Annotated in this window: 15 protein-coding genes; 11 read left to right on the top strand and 4 right to left on the bottom strand. The window is 65.7% G+C overall.

Annotation, left to right across the window (positions count from 1 at the left end; translation table 11 throughout):
* Nucleotides 1–80 precede the first annotated feature (80 nt).
* The 3 genes from L0U81_RS08395 (at nucleotide 81) to L0U81_RS08385 (ending at nucleotide 3,035) form a co-directional block, all read left to right on the top strand.
* The gene (locus L0U81_RS08395) at nucleotides 81–743 is read left to right on the top strand and encodes a response regulator (RefSeq protein ID WP_233801656.1); all 663 of its coding nucleotides are present in this window, start codon (nucleotides 81–83) and stop codon (nucleotides 741–743) included.
* Entirely contained in the window at nucleotides 740–2,104 is a 1,365-nt protein-coding gene (locus L0U81_RS08390; RefSeq protein WP_233801654.1) for an ATP-binding protein, read from the top strand. The genes L0U81_RS08395 and L0U81_RS08390 overlap by 4 nt, the downstream gene beginning before the upstream one ends.
* A 91-nt stretch (nucleotides 2,105–2,195) precedes the next feature.
* On the top strand, nucleotides 2,196–3,035 hold the full coding sequence (locus tag L0U81_RS08385; protein ID WP_233801652.1) for a ProQ/FinO family protein: 840 nt from the start codon (nucleotides 2,196–2,198) through the stop codon (nucleotides 3,033–3,035).
* A gap of 27 nt (nucleotides 3,036–3,062) precedes the next feature.
* On the opposite strand, the gene L0U81_RS08380 is transcribed toward L0U81_RS08385, so the two are convergent.
* Entirely contained in the window at nucleotides 3,063–4,412 is a 1,350-nt protein-coding gene (locus tag L0U81_RS08380) for a TAXI family TRAP transporter solute-binding subunit (protein WP_233801650.1), read from the bottom strand.
* A gap of 159 nt (nucleotides 4,413–4,571) precedes the next feature.
* Here L0U81_RS08380 and L0U81_RS08375 point away from each other — a divergent pair, with 159 nt between their 5' ends.
* The 3 genes from L0U81_RS08375 (at nucleotide 4,572) to L0U81_RS08365 (ending at nucleotide 6,454) form a co-directional block, all read left to right on the top strand.
* Nucleotides 4,572–5,030, top strand: a complete 459-nt coding sequence (locus tag L0U81_RS08375; protein WP_233801648.1) for a DUF2946 domain-containing protein — start codon at nucleotides 4,572–4,574, stop codon at nucleotides 5,028–5,030.
* Nucleotides 5,031–5,138: 108 nt separating this feature from the next.
* Complete coding sequence (locus L0U81_RS08370) at nucleotides 5,139–6,071, top strand: hypothetical protein (protein ID WP_233801646.1); 933 nt, start codon at nucleotides 5,139–5,141, stop codon at nucleotides 6,069–6,071.
* Nucleotides 6,072–6,082: 11 nt separating this feature from the next.
* Nucleotides 6,083–6,454 carry a copper resistance CopC family protein gene (locus L0U81_RS08365; protein ID WP_233801644.1) on the top strand — a complete coding sequence of 124 codons (372 nt, stop codon included), beginning with the start codon at nucleotides 6,083–6,085 and terminating at the stop codon, nucleotides 6,452–6,454.
* 33 nt (nucleotides 6,455–6,487) lie between these two features.
* On the opposite strand, the gene L0U81_RS08360 is transcribed toward L0U81_RS08365, so the two are convergent.
* Nucleotides 6,488–7,375 carry a LysR family transcriptional regulator gene (locus L0U81_RS08360; protein ID WP_233801642.1) on the bottom strand — a complete coding sequence of 296 codons (888 nt, stop codon included), beginning with the start codon at nucleotides 7,373–7,375 and terminating at the stop codon, nucleotides 6,488–6,490.
* Between the two features lie 313 nt (nucleotides 7,376–7,688).
* Here L0U81_RS08360 and L0U81_RS08355 point away from each other — a divergent pair, with 313 nt between their 5' ends.
* On the top strand, nucleotides 7,689–8,435 hold the full coding sequence (locus tag L0U81_RS08355) for a glucose 1-dehydrogenase (RefSeq protein WP_233801640.1): 747 nt from the start codon (nucleotides 7,689–7,691) through the stop codon (nucleotides 8,433–8,435).
* A gap of 110 nt (nucleotides 8,436–8,545) precedes the next feature.
* Here the strand turns inward: L0U81_RS08355 and L0U81_RS08350 are convergent, their stop codons facing one another.
* A complete protein-coding gene (locus L0U81_RS08350) occupies nucleotides 8,546–9,445 on the bottom strand; it encodes a LysR substrate-binding domain-containing protein (RefSeq protein ID WP_233801638.1) in 900 nt (299 codons plus the stop codon).
* Between the two features lie 119 nt (nucleotides 9,446–9,564).
* On the opposite strand from L0U81_RS08350, the gene L0U81_RS08345 reads away from it, so the two are divergent.
* A complete protein-coding gene (locus L0U81_RS08345; RefSeq protein WP_233801636.1) occupies nucleotides 9,565–10,809 on the top strand; it encodes a 2-aminoethylphosphonate--pyruvate transaminase in 1,245 nt (414 codons plus the stop codon).
* A gap of 57 nt (nucleotides 10,810–10,866) precedes the next feature.
* On the top strand, nucleotides 10,867–11,670 hold the full coding sequence (gene phnX, locus L0U81_RS08340; RefSeq protein ID WP_233801634.1) for a phosphonoacetaldehyde hydrolase: 804 nt from the start codon (nucleotides 10,867–10,869) through the stop codon (nucleotides 11,668–11,670).
* Nucleotides 11,671–11,698: 28 nt separating this feature from the next.
* Here the strand turns inward: phnX and L0U81_RS08335 are convergent, their stop codons facing one another.
* On the bottom strand, nucleotides 11,699–12,598 hold the full coding sequence (locus L0U81_RS08335; protein WP_233801632.1) for a LysR family transcriptional regulator: 900 nt from the start codon (nucleotides 12,596–12,598) through the stop codon (nucleotides 11,699–11,701).
* A gap of 285 nt (nucleotides 12,599–12,883) precedes the next feature.
* Between L0U81_RS08335 and argG the strand changes: the two genes are divergently transcribed.
* Both argG and L0U81_RS08325 read left to right on the top strand, forming a co-directional pair.
* Nucleotides 12,884–14,218, top strand: a complete 1,335-nt coding sequence (gene argG / locus L0U81_RS08330) for an argininosuccinate synthase (RefSeq protein WP_233801630.1) — start codon at nucleotides 12,884–12,886, stop codon at nucleotides 14,216–14,218.
* A gap of 178 nt (nucleotides 14,219–14,396) precedes the next feature.
* A complete protein-coding gene (locus L0U81_RS08325) occupies nucleotides 14,397–15,428 on the top strand; it encodes a diguanylate cyclase (protein WP_233801628.1) in 1,032 nt (343 codons plus the stop codon).
* The last annotated feature ends 5 nt before the right edge of the window (nucleotides 15,429–15,433 follow it).

Below are 15,433 nucleotides of genomic sequence, written 5' to 3'. Positions count from 1 at the left end.
CTCGGCGGCCCGTAAGGAATCTTTAAGCTGCCGCAACCGATAATGCGGCGGCCAGAATCGCACGAAGGAGGGGAGAGGCCATGCGGCTGCTACTGGTCGAAGACGACGACATGATCGCGGAATCGGTGCTGGGCGCGATGCGCCGCGCCGGCTATGCGATCGACTGGGCCGAGGACGGCCGCGCGGCGGAACTGTCGCTCGATAACGGCGTGTACGACCTCGTGCTGCTCGACCTCGGTCTGCCGAAAAAAGACGGCATCGATGTGCTGAACGCGTATCGCCGCAACGGCGGCGCGGCACCGGTCATCATCCTGACCGCGCGCGACGCGGTCGACGAACGCATCCGCGGTCTCGACGCCGGTGCCGACGACTACCTGGTCAAGCCGTTCGACCTCGACGAGCTGGCCGCTCGCATCCGCGCGCTGCTGCGCCGGCGCACCGGCCAGAAGCAGCCGATCTACAGCCACGGCGAACTGACGCTCGACCCCGCCGCTCACGAAGTCACCAAGGACGGCGTGCCGCTGCCGCTCGTGCCGCGCGAATTCGCGCTGCTGCAGGCACTGATCGAGGAGCCGACACGCGTGTTCACGAAAGCCGAGCTCGAAGAGAAGCTGTACGGCTGGGGCGAGGAAGTCGGCAGCAACACGATCGAAGTGCATGTGCACAGTTTGCGGCGCAAGATCGGCGCGGACCAGATCGTGACCGTGCGCGGCGTTGGCTACCGCCTGAAGAGGTACGGATGAGGTCGATTCGCCGCTGGCTGCTCGGCTGGCTGATTTTCGGCATGGCGGCGACCTCGGTGGTCGCGGCCTATGCGATCTTTAACACCGCGCGGCGCGAGGCAAGCGAGCTGTTCGACTACGAGTTGCGCACCGTCGCGCTGTCGTTGCCGGCGACGCTGAGCGGCGCTGGCACCGGCGAGCGGCGAGGCCCCGACCTCGGCGATCTCGCCGACGACCGCATCGTGATCGAGATCTGGAACAGCAGCGGCGCACTCGTTTATCACTCCGCGCAGGCGCCGGTGTTCGAGCGTCTGCCGCCGGGCTTCAACACGGTACCGCGCGGCGACTATCACTGGCGCACCTTCGGCGTCGAGCAGAAAGACCGCTTCGTGCAGGTCGCGCAGCCGGTCTCGGTGCGCGAGGACCTCGCGTTGAACCTTGCGCTGCACACGCTGTGGCCGCTCGGCGTGCTGCTGGCGGTGACGATGGCGCTCGTGCTGCTGGTGGTCGCGCGCGGGCTCGCGCCGATCGGCGGGTTGTCGCGCGCGCTCGCGACGCGTTCGATCGATTCGCTCGAACCGCTGCAGCTCGACGGCACCGTGCCGGTCGAAATCCGGCCGCTCGTCGAAGCGCTGAACGATCTGCTGCAACGGCTGCATACCGCGTCGCAGGCGCAGCGCACGTTTATTGCCGATGCCGCGCACGAATTGCGTTCGCCGCTCGCGGCGCTGAAGCTGCAACTGCAGTCGGCGTCGCGTGATGGCTCGCTAAAGGGCGAGGGGCAGACGCTCGAGCGCGTCGAGCAGCGCGTGAACCGGATCATCCACCTCGTGCAACAACTGCTGACGCTCGCGCGCGAAGACGCGCAGCCGGTTACGTCGACGGTGCCGGTCAGCCTGCGCCGCATCGGCGAGCAGGCGGTCAGCGATTGTTCCGTGCTCGCGGAGCTGCGCGAGATCGATCTCGGCCTCGAATGCGAACACGCGCGCACACCGAACGACGCCTATACGGTGCTCGCCGAGCCGCACAGCATCAGCGTGCTATTAGGAAACCTGATCAATAACGCAATCCGTCATACGCCGCCGGGCGGTCGCGTCGATGTCGTGCTGCGGCGCGAGGGCGAGCGGGTCGGCTTTGATGTCGTCGATAGCGGCTCGGGAATTCCAGAGGCGGAACTCGAACGCGTGTTCGACCGTTTCTATCGCGGCGAGGAGTCGAAGGGCGAGGGCAGCGGGCTCGGCCTCGCGATCGTCGCGCGGATCGCCGAGCGGCATCAGCTCGGGCTGTCGTTGCGCAATAATGTTGGCGCGCCGGGATTGCGGGTGTCGGTCACGGGGCTGCGCGCGCACGATGCCGAGGCGTCCGTCGCGGCCGCGAATTGACGATCGTCGCCCGGGCTTGGGGTTGGCGGGAGCGTGAGGGCGCACGCTGATACAATTCCAACTTTACGAATCGACAGATTGGTTGTGCACTATGGGTTTCGAACAACTCGCTGAACTGAAGAAGCAACTGGCCGCGGCGCGCGCCGCCGCCGAGTCCGCCGGCAAGCCCGATCGCAAATCGGGCGCGCGGCCCGCTTCGAAGTCCGCTGGCAAGCCCGCTTCACATCCTGGCTCACATCCCGAGCGTGGCGCCAATCCCGGCACGAAGCCTGGTGGCCGGCCCGCCGCGAAGCCGGCGGCGCAGGCCGGAGGTCGCCCGGACGGCAAGCCGGGCACGGGGCCTCGCCGCCCGCATCCGGCGCGCCACGCTGCATCCGCAGGCGCGGCGCCCGGAAGCCCTGCGCCCGCGAAGCCGCCGGTGGACGCGAAGCCGGTGGACCCGGTGGTGCGCTCGATCGGTCGTCTGCAAAAGCGTTTCCCGGTCGCTTTCCCGAAGAATCCTGCACCGAAACTGCCGCTCAAGATCGGCATTTTTGAAGACCTCGTCGTGCATGCGAAGGAGCTGTCGCTCACCGAAGCCGAGCTGCGCGACGCGATCAAGACGTGGTGCCGCGGCGGCCGCTACTGGAAGAGCCTCGTCGAAGGCGCGGCGCGCGTCGATCTGGCGGGTGTCGAAGCCGGCAAGGTCACCGCGCAGGAAGCCGCGGGCGCGCAGCGCCTGCTCGCGCATCGCGCGGCGAAGGGCGCGCAGAAGGCCGCCGAAACTCCGGCAAACGCGAATGCGCCGGCCGCTGCAGGCGCGGCAGGTGATGATGCGGCGGCTGGCAAGCCGCAGGCCGAAGCCGCGGCATCGGCGGTCGCGGAACCGGCGATTCCGCAAGCGGATGCCGCTGAAAGCACCGCTCCCGCCTCCACCCCCTCCCAGGCTTAACCTCGGCCTAACCCGTCACGGCCTCGGTCATGAGGCCATGACGGGCCGCGCAGCCGTCAGACGGCTGCGCACGAACCCCACATGCTCACGCAGCACATAAAACGCATCCGCATACGCGAGTGGCATGCGCAGGTGGTTCAGCTGTGTCTCGATCTCGTCGAGTTGACCTAGCAGCTGCGTGCGCTCTTCGTCGGTTGCGCCGGCGAGCGCGTGCCGCTCGATCGCAATCAGCGAACCGTAGTAGCGATAGATACGCGAGCGCGCCCGCCATTGGTATAGCGCCGGAATGATCCGCATCGCGGGCACCAGCAGCACGGCGATCGGCAACAGCAAGACGAGCGTGCGATCGCCGATGCTCGCGAGCCAGAACGGCAACGCCCGATATAGAAAGCCTTTGCCGGTCCGGTAATAGCGCTGTGCGTCCTCGCTGATCGGGTACTCGTGGGCGGCCGGGTTCGGGAACTGCCCAGCGTGCTGCAACAGTCCCGCGGTACCGTGCACTTCCTGTGCCGCCTCGATCAATAGATCCGAAATGGCGGGATGCAGCGTGCTGCGCGCGACGAGCTCCACCGTCGGGCTGATCAGATGCACGGTCTCGCGCGGAACGCGCCGCTTCAGATCGAGTACACCAGGCGGCAGGTCGATCTGGTCGAGAAACGGAAAGTCGCGCGTATAGGCGCTCGCTTCGTCGAAATTCATCACCGAAATGCCGGGAACGCGCAGGAGCCGTAGCATCAGGCCACGCGTCGCCGAGTCGCCGCTCAGGAACGCCACGTCAACTTCGCCAGCGACCAGTTGCGTGGCGGCTTGCAGGCCGTCGCTCGGCACCAGCGTCGTATTGCCACCAGGCTCGATGCCGTTCGCCGCAAGCAGTTGCAGCGCGAGCAGTCGCGTGCCGCTGCCTTCGCGGCCGATCGCGACGCGCTTGCCTTCGAGCTGGCCGAGTTCCGTGAGTCCCGAGCCGCGATAGAACACGACGATCGGCACATAGAACACGCTGCCAAGCGACACCAGCGACGAGGTGTCGATCCCTTCGGCCGCCCCGCCTTGCACGAGCGCGATATCGACGTGCTGCTTCGGGTCCAGTAGCCGCTGCAGGTTCTGCACCGAGCCATCGGATTCGAGCACGTTCAGGCGGATGCCGTTGCGCGCGAGGATCTTGCGGTACTGATTCGCGGTGACGATGAACGAGCTGTCGCGTGGGCCGGCGCTGATCGTGATCGTGTGCGGCGGCGCCGGATTGGCGATCCAGACGATCAGCACGACCGCGAACGCGATCAGCAGCGCCGTGATGAAGTAGGGCAGCAGATGGTCGCGCCATTCGGCGCGCGTAGGTTCGCCAGGAAAGTGCGGAGGATGCGGACGCTGCGCTTTCATGAAGTCTCCGTGCCATAAGCCGGGATCACGCATTGTCGCCTGCGCGGGGCGGTTTTGCCGTTGGCGGTTTACCGGAAAAATGACGCGAGTGGCATAATTTGCCGCAAATCCCAGTCTGCCAGTAGCGGACTAAAAAACTCGCGGCGTGGCGCAGGGCGCATGTCTAAACGTTGGCACAGGAAAGTCGGCAGCTGGCTCGGATTGCTTGCGATCCTGATGACGACGCTCGCGCCGACGATCTCGCAGACGCTTGCCGCCCATTATCACGCCGACGCGCTGCCGGGCGAGCATTGCCAGATGGCATCGATGGACGACATCGCGTCGATGCCGGGCATGCAAATGCCGGACGACACGCCCGACGCCACCCAGGCCGCCGCCAACCCCTCCGACGAGTCCGACGCCGCCGACCATCCCGCTAGCAAGCACGCGCAGATGTCCAGCGACGCCTGCGGCTATTGCAGCCTGCTCGCGCATCTGCCGGTGATGCCGAGCGTCGGCATGCTGTTCGTCGCCGCGGTCCGTGCGCTACAACATACTGCCGCGACGCGCTTTGATAGCGTGCGCCGCGTCGAACCTCTGACCTTTGCGCAGCCGCGCGCTCCGCCTTCCGCTTCCTGATTCGAATCACGTATGACGCGATGCGCTAACCCGTATCGCACATGCTTGCGCGCGTCCATTCGACGGCGTGCGCCGGCGATGTCACAACCGATCAGACAGGATGCACTCATGCACACACCCTCAACGCGCAAAGGCCGTCCGCCGCGCGCGGCGCCGCTCGTCGCGGCCGCCACCTATGTCGCCTACACCGCTTACGCCGCGTGCGGCCTGGCCGGCCTGTTCGCAGCACCGTCCATCGCACAGGCGCACGCGATCGCGGGCGACCGCGTGTTCCCCTCGACGCTCGCGGTCGACGACCCCGGCGTCGGCGACGAAGCCAACTTCGAGTACGGCCATCAGCGCGTGCCTGGCGACAACGGCGACCAGAGCATCAACACCTTCAGCTTCGAGTACGACAAGCTGATCACGCCGCGCCTCGCGGTGTCGATCGACGGCGCCTATCAGATGCAGAACAACCCGCGCGCGGCCGGCTTCAACAATTTCGGCGTCGGCCTCAAGTACCTGCTGTACGTGAACGAGCCGCATGAGCTGATGACGTCGATCGGCGTCAATGCGGAGCTTGGCGGTACCGGCAGCCGCGCGATCGCCGACAACTTCTCGACGATCTCGCCGACCGTCTACCTCGGCAAGGGCATGGGCGATCTGCCCGATTCGCTCGCGTATCTGCGCCCGCTCGCGATCACAGCCGAGGCGGCCACCGCGCTGACCACCGGCGCGGGTCAGCCGAACGCGTTCAACTACGGCTTCACCGTGCAGTACAGCCTGCCGTATCTGCAGCAGCACGTGCACGACGCGGGTCTGCCGCAGCCGTTCGCGAACCTGATTCCGCTCGTCGAGATTCCGCTGTCGCGCAGCCAGGGGCAGACGACCGGCACGGTCAATCCGGGTTTCATCTGGATCAATCGCTACGGACAGTTCGGCGTCGAGGCGCAGATTCCGATCAACCGCGCGAGCGGCTCGCATGTCGGCATTCTGATGCAGGTGCATCTGTTCTTCGACGATATCGCGCCTACCACGCTCGGCAAGCCGCTCTTCCAGTAAGGAACATGATGATGAACACGATCTTCAGAAATCACGCGATGCGCGCGGCGGCACTCTTCGCCGGTCTCACGCTCGCGAGCGCGGCGTTCGCGCATGTATTTCCACAGAAGCAGGAGCCGGGCGCGGGCGCATCGGTGGCCGCGCCCGCGCAGGTCAAGCTGACCTTCGACGGGCCGCTTGAGCCGGCGTTCAGCTCGCTCACCGTCAGCGATGCGAGCGGCAAGCAGGTCAGCGCGCAGAAGTCCTCAGTCGATGCGCAGCGGCCCGCGGTGATGACGGTGCCACTGCCGACCCTCACGGCCGGCCACTACACCGTGCACTGGGTCGCGGTGGCGTCGGATGGGCATCGGACGCACGGGGATTACGGGTTTGATGTGAAGTAGGGCGGGGTGCCGCCGTGCTCGCGCGGGCGCCGCTCAAACCCGCCTGAACAACTGCCGCGCGAGCGAGCACATCAGAGTCGTCGCGGGCGATTCGTCCTGCAGGCGCCGGCTCATGATGATCGGCGAGGCCGCGTTGGCCGACGGAATCGGCCGGTAGGCCACGCCATGCGCGCGCAAGCCTTCGACGCTCTCCGGCACGAGACACACGCCGACTTGCGCGGCGACCAGACCCAACGCGGTCTGCAATTCCCTCACTTCATGGATCGCCTTCGGCTCCAGCGCCTGATCGTGCATCGCCGAGATCTGTTGGTCCGCATAGCTCGGCCGCGGCGTGCTCGGATAGACGATCAGCGTTTCCTCGGCGAGCGCCGCGAGCGTGAGCGGCTTCTTCTGCCGCGCAAGCGGATGGTCCTGCGGCAACGCGGCGATCATCCGTTCCTCGACCAGCACTTCGCGCGCGAGCTGTGCATCGTCGAAGCGCAGCCGGCCAAAGCCGACGTCGATGCGGCCGCCCTTCAACGCGGCCAGCTGCTCGATCGTGAACATCTCGATCAGCGACAGCTCGATATGGGGAGCGGCCTCGCGAAACGAACGGATCACCGCGGGCAGCGCACCATACAGCGTCGATGGCACGAAGCCGATCACGATGCGCTCCGCGAGTTGGGCGAGCCGGCGCGTGAGCGGCGCAAGCTCCTCGGCTTCGTCGATCAGCCGTTTCGCCTGGGTGTAGAAAATACGGCCGGCTTCGGTGAGCCGCAGCGGCCGCGAGCCGCGCTCGAACAGCGGCAGGCCGACGCTTTCCTCGATCTGCTGTATCTGTCGCGACAGCGGCGGCTGCGTCATGTGCAGACGATTGGCCGCCCGCGTGATGTTCATCTCCTCGGCGACCGCGATGAAGTAGCGAAGTTGGCGAAATTCCATGCGTGCCCCTGAGGTGTGATGCGTCGGTGATCGGTATTGCGTTGGTCCGGTACGGTGCCCGCTGTGGCGCTGCGCGAGGGCAACGAATGATAGCAATAGAGCCATTCAATGGCCGCCGGATGCCGTACGAATGCCTTTTATCGATTGTTCGTCGGAACCGGCGTATTAATTCGTCGCAAGCCGCTTTATCCCGCGCGGCCAGATGCCTACATTCATGTCCAGTGACAGCGCCACTGCGGTTCCAGCGATCGCAGCGTGGACCTCGCGGCTCCTCGCGAGGCACGCCGGCGCGAACCCTTTCAAGGACACGATCATGAGCAAGCTCACAGGCAAGGTAGCGGTTGTAACGGGTGCATCCAAGGGCATCGGTGCGGCGATTGCGAAAGCATTGGCCGCGCAGGGCGCGTCGGTCGTGGTGAACTATGCGTCGAGCCGGGCGGGCGCTGAAAAGGTGGTGGCCGATATCACCGCGGCGGGCGGCAAGGCGGTCGCGGTCGGCGGCGACGTGTCGAAGGCCGCGGAAGCGAAGGGCATCATCGATGCGGCGATCGAAACCTATGGCCGGCTCGATGTTCTCGTCAACAACTCGGGTGTCTATGAATTCGCGGCGATCGAAGAGATCACCGAAGCGCATTTCCATAAGCACTTCGATATCAACGTGCTCGGGCTGCTGCTCGTGACGCAGGCGGCGGTCAAGCATCTGGGCGAAGGCGCCAGCATTGTCAACGTGAGCTCGGTCGTGACCCGCATTACGCCGCCGACCACCGCGGTCTACTCCGCGACCAAGGGCGCGGTCGATGCGATCACCGGCGTGCTTGCGAAGGAACTCGGTCCGCGCAAGATCCGCGTGAATTCGGTGAACCCGGGCATGGTCGAGACCGAGGGTGTTCACAGCGCCGGCGTGATCGGTTCGGACTTCGAACAGTACGCCATCAGCACGACGCCGCTCGGCCGGATCGGCCAACCCGACGATATCGCGGATGTCGTCGCGTTCCTCGCCTCGGACGATGCACGCTGGCTGACGGGCGAGAGCCTGATCGCGAGCGGCGGGTCGCGCTGAGTCTGACGGGGTTGCCGACGCCTCTGGCAACCCGTGCAAAAGTTCGAGTGCGATAGCAGGCGGCGCGGCCGGTAACACGAAGGCCGCGCCGCGTTGCGACGGCGCGCGAGCTAGGTGCCTTGGACTTCACCGCTCGCGCCCCCCAGTTCCGCTCCCGGCAACTCCACCGCAAACAACGCGTCGAGCAGATTCGACCCCGGCCGCTCGGTGAGGCGGGTCAGCGATTCGATCATCTGCACCCGGCAATCCAGCAGCGGCACCATCCGGATACGCCGCGACTCCTTGAACTCCGCGCGCGCGATCACACCGACGCCCATCCCTTGCGCGACCGCTTCCTCCAGCGCCTCGCGGCCATCCACGTAAAGCACCGGCTCCACCTGCAACGACTCGCGCACGAGCTCGGTTTCGAGCAGCTGCTGGGTGACCGATTGCGGCTCGCGAAAAATCATCGGCTGCTTCACGAGCTCCGCGTAGCTGAGCCGGCGCTTCTTCGCGGCCGGGTAGCTGAGCGGCACCATCGCGACGAGCGGGTCGCGCCGCAGCACACGCGACTGCAACCGGCTATGCACCTGCGGCGCGGCGGTGATCGCCGCGTCGACCGCGCTCGACAGCACCCGCTGCATGCACTCGGCCGCATTGGCGATCGACAGCGTGACGACGATGCCCGGATGCCGCTGGCGAAACGCGCCGATCAGCGCGACGGCGAGATCGGGCGCATCGGCCGCAAGCGATAGCGAACCCGACTCTAGCCCGCCTGCCGATTCGAGCAACTGGCGCGCGTCGCGCTCGCAACTGAGCATATGCCGCGTCACACTGAAGAGGCGCAGGCCGAGCTCGGTCGTCTCGACGCCGCGCGGCCCGCGCTCGAACAGTTTGACGCCGTAATCCTGCTCGAGCCGCCGCACGTGATCCGACACCGCCGGCTGCGTCAGCGACAACGCCTGCGCCGCTTTCGAAAAGCCGCCGTGTTCAGCGACCGCATGAAACGCCCGCAATTGCGCGTATTGCACGTGTGCTCCGCCGTTGAATAAGTTTTTGCGATACTGTCATCGATTATATCGATTTTACCGATGGACAGATTTTCTGTACCGTGTGAGGTATCGACATTAGCGATATCGGAGTTCCGCACATGGAAAGCGCGATCGGCGGTTCGGCGGCGGCATCGGCCGTTGCAGCCGCGGCAACATCGGTCACCCGTTGCACGACACCCTGCGCCGCGCCGGCGGGCGGCGAGCCTTATCTGCTGACGCCGGGTCCGTTGACCACGGCGCTGTCGACCAAGGAAGCGATGCTGCGCGACTGGGGCTCGTGGGACGGCGACTTCCGCGCGATGACCGCGCAGTTGCGCGCGAGCCTGCTCGAGATCGCAGGCGACACCGCCGGCGACTACGACTGCGTGCCGCTGCAGGGCAGCGGCAGCTATTGCGTCGAAGCGATGCTCGGCAGCCTGATTCCGCGCGACGGCCACGCGCTCGTGCTCGCGAACGGTGCGTACGGCAAGCGCGCGGCAACGACGCTCGCCTACCTCGGCCGCGCCTGCACGCTGCTCGACAAGGGTGATTACCTGCCGCCGCGCGGCGCCGAAGTGGAGCGCATGCTCGCCGCCGATCCGTCGATCACGCACGTGGTCGCGATCCATTGTGAAACGAGCTCGGGCATCCTCAATCCGCTCGACGAAATCGCCGCCGCGGTCGCGAGGCACGGTCGCAAGCTGCTGATCGATTCGATGAGCGCCTTCGGCGCGGTGCCGCTCGACGTGCGAGAGATTGCGTGCGAGGCGTTCGTCTCGTCGGCGAACAAGTGCATCGAGGGCGTGCCGGGCTTCGGCTTCGTGATCGCCCGCAAGAGCGCGCTCTGCGAAGCGAAGGGCCGCAGCCATTCGCTCGCGCTCGATCTGTACGATCAATGGGACGTCATGAATCGCACTGGCCAGTGGCGCTTCACGCCGCCCACCCATACGGTGGCCGCGTTCATCGAGGCTCTGCGTCTTTTCAGGCTCGAAGGCGGGCAGCCGGCGAGGCTCGAGCGCTATGCGAACAATCGCGATGTACTGGTCGCGGGCATGCAGGAACTCGGCTTCGAGCCGTTGCTCAACGCGCGCTGGCGCTCGCCGATCATCGTGACGTTTTTCTCGCCGGCGCATCCATCGTTCGAGTTCGAGCGGTTCTATGAACTGATGAAGGCGCAGGGTTTCATCATCTATCCGGGCAAGCTGACGGTGGTCGACAGTTTCCGCATCGGCTGCATCGGCCAGGTCGACGAGCACGTGATGCGTCGCGTGGTCGATGCCTGCGCGCAAGCGCTGCGGACCATGGGCGTCACGCACGCGGCGCCGCCCCCCGCCGCGCTCGACGAACGCAAGGCGCTCGCGTAGGCAGCCTGACCCGTCGCAGCAGCGCCAATACATTCAGATTCCAGAGGATCGAAGCAGATGAAACACGTGAAGGCAGTGATTTTCGATTGGGCCGGTACGGTGGTCGATTACGGTTCACGCGCGCCGATGGCCGCGTTCGTCGAGACCTTCGAGCAGTTCGGCGTGCCGATCACGATCGACGAAGCGCGCGGTCCGATGGGCATGGCCAAGCGGCCGCATATCGCGGCGCTGATGGCGCTGCCGCGCGTCGCCCAAGCGTGGGCCGAGCGCCACGGCCACGCGCCGACCGACGCCGATATCGACGCCGTGTACGACGTGTTCGTGCCGAAGAACATCGCGGTCGCTGCGAGCTATAGCGCGGTGATTCCGGGCGTCGCCGAGGTCGCGAGCGCGTTGCGTCAGGACCACGTCCGCATCGGCACGACGACCGGCTATACCCGCGAGATCATCGACGAAATCGTGCCGGGCGCGGCCGCGCAGGGCTTTTCGCCGGACAGCATCGTGTGTACCGGCGATACGCCGGAAGGGCGGCCGTCGCCGTACATGATCTACCGGACGCTGCCGCTGCTCGGCGTGTGGCGCGCGAGAGAGGCGATCAAGGTCGACGACACCGAGGTCGGCATCGAAGAGGGCATCAACGGCGGCACGTGGGCGGTTGGCGTCGCGGTGAGCGGCAACGCGTTCGGCATGAGCGAGGCCGAGGTGAAGGCGCTACCGGCCGACGAATTCGCCGCGCGCCGCAACGCCGCTACGGCCAGGCTGAAGGCGGCGGGCGCGCATTACGTGATCGACAGCGTCGCGGATCTGATGCCGGTGGTGTACGAGATCGACGCGCGGCTTGCGCGCGGCGAGCGGCCCTGACGCGTCAAGCCGATAGCGTCGCCCGGCGTCACTTGAAGAAGCCGACCGCGAGATCGATAAACTCGCGCACCTTGCGCGGCACGAACTCGCGGCTCGGATACACCAGCGACACCGCCACGTCGCCATTGAGCACCGTATAGGCGTCGAGCACGCGCACCAGCGTGCCGGCACGCAGCTCGTCCTCGACCATTTCGAGCGGCAGCAGCGCGATGCCCATTGCGCCGAGCGCGGCCTGCTTCTGCATGATCATGCTGTTGACCGTGAACGAAGCATCGATCGCGATGCTCTCGCCGTCGTCGCCATCGCCCTTGCGGAAGATCCACATCGGGCCGGTCGTGTCGAACGGCGCGCCGATCAATCGATGCCCCGCCAGCTCGGCGGGCGTTTGCGGATGACCGGCCTGCGCAAGATACGCAGCCGCCGCCACCGGCACCACGTGCGAGTTGATCAGACGCCGCACCACCAGCGACTCCGAGCGGATCATATGCTCGGTCACGATGCCGACATCGAAGCCGCCTTCGAGGAGATCGACTCGTTTTTCGGTCAGCGTGACGCGCAGGTTCACCTGCGGAAAGCGCGCCTGATATTCGGCGAACAGCGGCGTCAGCCGAAACAGCGAAAAACTGCCGAGCGCGACGATGCGCAGATCGCCGGCCACTTCGCGCGACGCCGTGGTCGCGCGCGACTCCACTTCCTCCAGCTCGGCGAACAGCACGCGGCAGCCGTCCGCGTATTGCGCGCCCGCCTCGGTCAGCACGACCTTGCGCGTGGTGCGCTGAAACAGGCGAATGCCGAGATGCTGCTCGAGGCTCGACACATGGCGCGTGACGACCGACGTCGACACGTTCAATTGCGCGGCGGCCTGCGCGAAGCTGCCGACATCGGCGACCTTGACGAAGGCCTGCATGGCCTGAAAAAGATTGATCATCTGAATGCGAAAAACGTTTTTGTTGTGGCGGCCAGGCGGTGGCGCAATGCGCGATGGTACGCGTAGTCGATAATAAATCGGTCCCTGTCAGGACAAATAAAGCGTGAATTAAACCGCGAATCCGGCACGGCGATGTCGCGGCGCAAGGCCGCGCCAGCCGGCAAAATCCAAGGCTGCAAGGCGGTTCACGGTATACTCCCGCGTAACTTGCCTGATCGCCAGGCTTGCCCGATACTCAGCTGTTACCCCAAATCTCCCCGTACGTCGAGTTTAACGCTACTGCTTATGAGTACAATCCTTGAAAGTCTTCCGATCGGCCAGAAGGTCGGTATCGCGTTTTCTGGCGGCCTCGACACCAGCGCCGCGCTGCACTGGATGCGCAAGAAGGGCGCCGTGCCATACGCCTACACGGCCAACCTCGGCCAACCCGACGAAGACGATTACGATTCGATCCCGCGTCGCGCCACGCAATATGGCGCCGAAGGCGCGCGCCTGATCGACTGCCGCGCGCAGCTGGTCGCGGAAGGCATCGCGGCGCTGCAGAGCGGCGCGTTCCATATCTCGACGGCGGGCGTCACCTACTTCAATACGACGCCGATCGGCCGCGCCGTGACGGGCACGATGCTCGTCGCCGCGATGAAGGAAGACGGCGTCAACATCTGGGGCGACGGCAGTACGTACAAGGGCAACGACATCGAGCGCTTCTACCGCTACGGTCTGCTCGTGAATCCGGACCTGAAGATCTACAAGCCGTGGCTCGACCAGCTGTTCATCGACGAACTCGGCGGCCGCACGGAAATGTCGGAGTTCATGCGCCAGTCGGGCTTCGACTACAAGATGTCGGCTGAAAAAGCGTATTCGACCGACTCGAACCTGCTCGGCGCGACCCACGAAGCGAAGGATCTCGAAAGCCTGGAGTCCGGCATCAAGATCGTGAACCCGATCATGGGCGTCGCGTTCTGGCGCGACGACGTGCAGATCGCGAAGGAAGAGATCACGATCCGCTTCGAGGAAGGCCAGCCGGTCGCGCTGAACGGCCAGACGTTCCCGAACGCGGTCGATCTGCTGCTCGAAGCGAACCGTATCGGCGGCCGTCACGGTCTCGGCATGAGCGACCAGATCGAGAACCGCATCATCGAGGCGAAAAGCCGCGGCATCTATGAAGCCCCGGGCCTCGCGCTGCTCAATATCGCCTACGAGCGTCTCGTCACCGGCATCCACAACGAAGACACGATCGAGCAGTTCCGCGAGAACGGCCGCCGCCTCGGCCGTCTGCTGTACCAGGGCCGCTGGTTCGATCCGCAGGCGATCATGCTGCGCGAAACCGCGCAGCGCTGGGTCGCGCGCGCGGTCACGGGCGAAGTGAGCGTCGAGCTGCGCCGCGGCAACGACTACTCGATCCTCAGCACGAAGTCGCCGAATCTCACGTATCAGCCCGAGCGTCTGTCGATGGAAAAGGTCGCCTCGACGTTCTCGCCGCGTGACCGTATCGGTCAGCTGACGATGCGCAACCTCGACATCAACGACACGCGCGACAAGCTGCGCATCTACTCGCAGGTGGGGCTGCTGTCGTCGAACGAGGCGGCGGCGCTGCCGCAGCTGAAGGGCGACAAGGAGTAAGACTGCACGTTCGTTCACCTGAACGTCGCATCAATCGATGGGCCGGCTCGCAAGAGCCGGCCCATTTCTTTTGGGCGGACGGCTGGGCTGCGGCGCTGTCACACGACCCCATTTTCCGTGCTCAAGTTTTGCGCGCCTAAGCCGTTGACATAAGCTAAGCCCATTCTGGAACACCGCCGTGCAACTCGCTCACCGTAACGATCGGCTCGCTAGCCGGATGCCAGTCGACTCGCCCGCCAGCGGCGAACCCGAAGTGGAATCTTCGGTCATCGAGTGGCTATTGCACGACGATCAGGTGATGCGCGAGTGCTTCACGCACGCGGCGGAGATTCTGAAGAGCGTGACCGGCGCGGCGATTACCGCGATCGTGTTGCTCGACGAGGAGCACCAGCACTATCGCGCCGAGGTCGGCATGACGATGCCGCTCGTTACTCGGGCTCGTTCGCTCGCCGACTACGCGGTGCGCGATGCCGATCTGTTCGTGATCGAGGATACGCGCAATGACAGCCGCTTTGGCGAATGCATGCTGGTCAAGCGTCATCCGTTCGTGCGCTTTTACGCGGCGATCGCGTTGCGCGCGCCGAACGGCGAGATCGTCGGTGCGCTGTGTGCGATGGACCCGGCGCCGGGCCGGCTCGATGCGGGCCAGCGCGGCGTGTTCCATCACCTGCGGGCGATGATCGAAAACGATCTGAAGATGCGCACGGCCACCGCGATCGATCCGCTCACGCAACTGTACAACCGGCGTTTTCTGCTCGAAAGCATCGCGCGCCGCTGGAAGGAGGCGCGCGACGGCGATGTGATGGGCTCCGCGGTCGTCGACGTCGACTGGTTCAAGCAGTACAACGATACCTACGGTCATCAGGCCGGCGATCATTGTCTGCGCATGGTCGCATCGGTGATGCAGGCCGCCGTCGACAGCGAGCGCATCGTGGTCGGGCGCATGGGCGGCGAGGAGTTCGGGCTGCTCGTGCTCGAAGCGCAGCCGGCGGTGCTCGAAGACACGCTCGAAACGCTGCGCCAGGGCGTGGCGGACCTCGCGATCGAGCATCGCGCGTCGCCGCTTGGCGTGGTGACGGTCAGCGTCGGCGCATCGCTCACGCGTATCAGCGATCTGTCGCGGCCCGCGCATCGCGACGGTTTCGCGAGCGCGGATCGGGCGTTGTATCGCTCGAAACACAATGGACGCAATCGCGTGACGATGGCGTAGTTGGC

The sequence above is a fragment of the Paraburkholderia sp. HP33-1 genome (genome assembly GCF_021390595.1).
Classification (GTDB): domain Bacteria; phylum Pseudomonadota; class Gammaproteobacteria; order Burkholderiales; family Burkholderiaceae; genus Paraburkholderia.
This window is presented reverse-complemented; position numbering and strand designations above follow the sequence as displayed.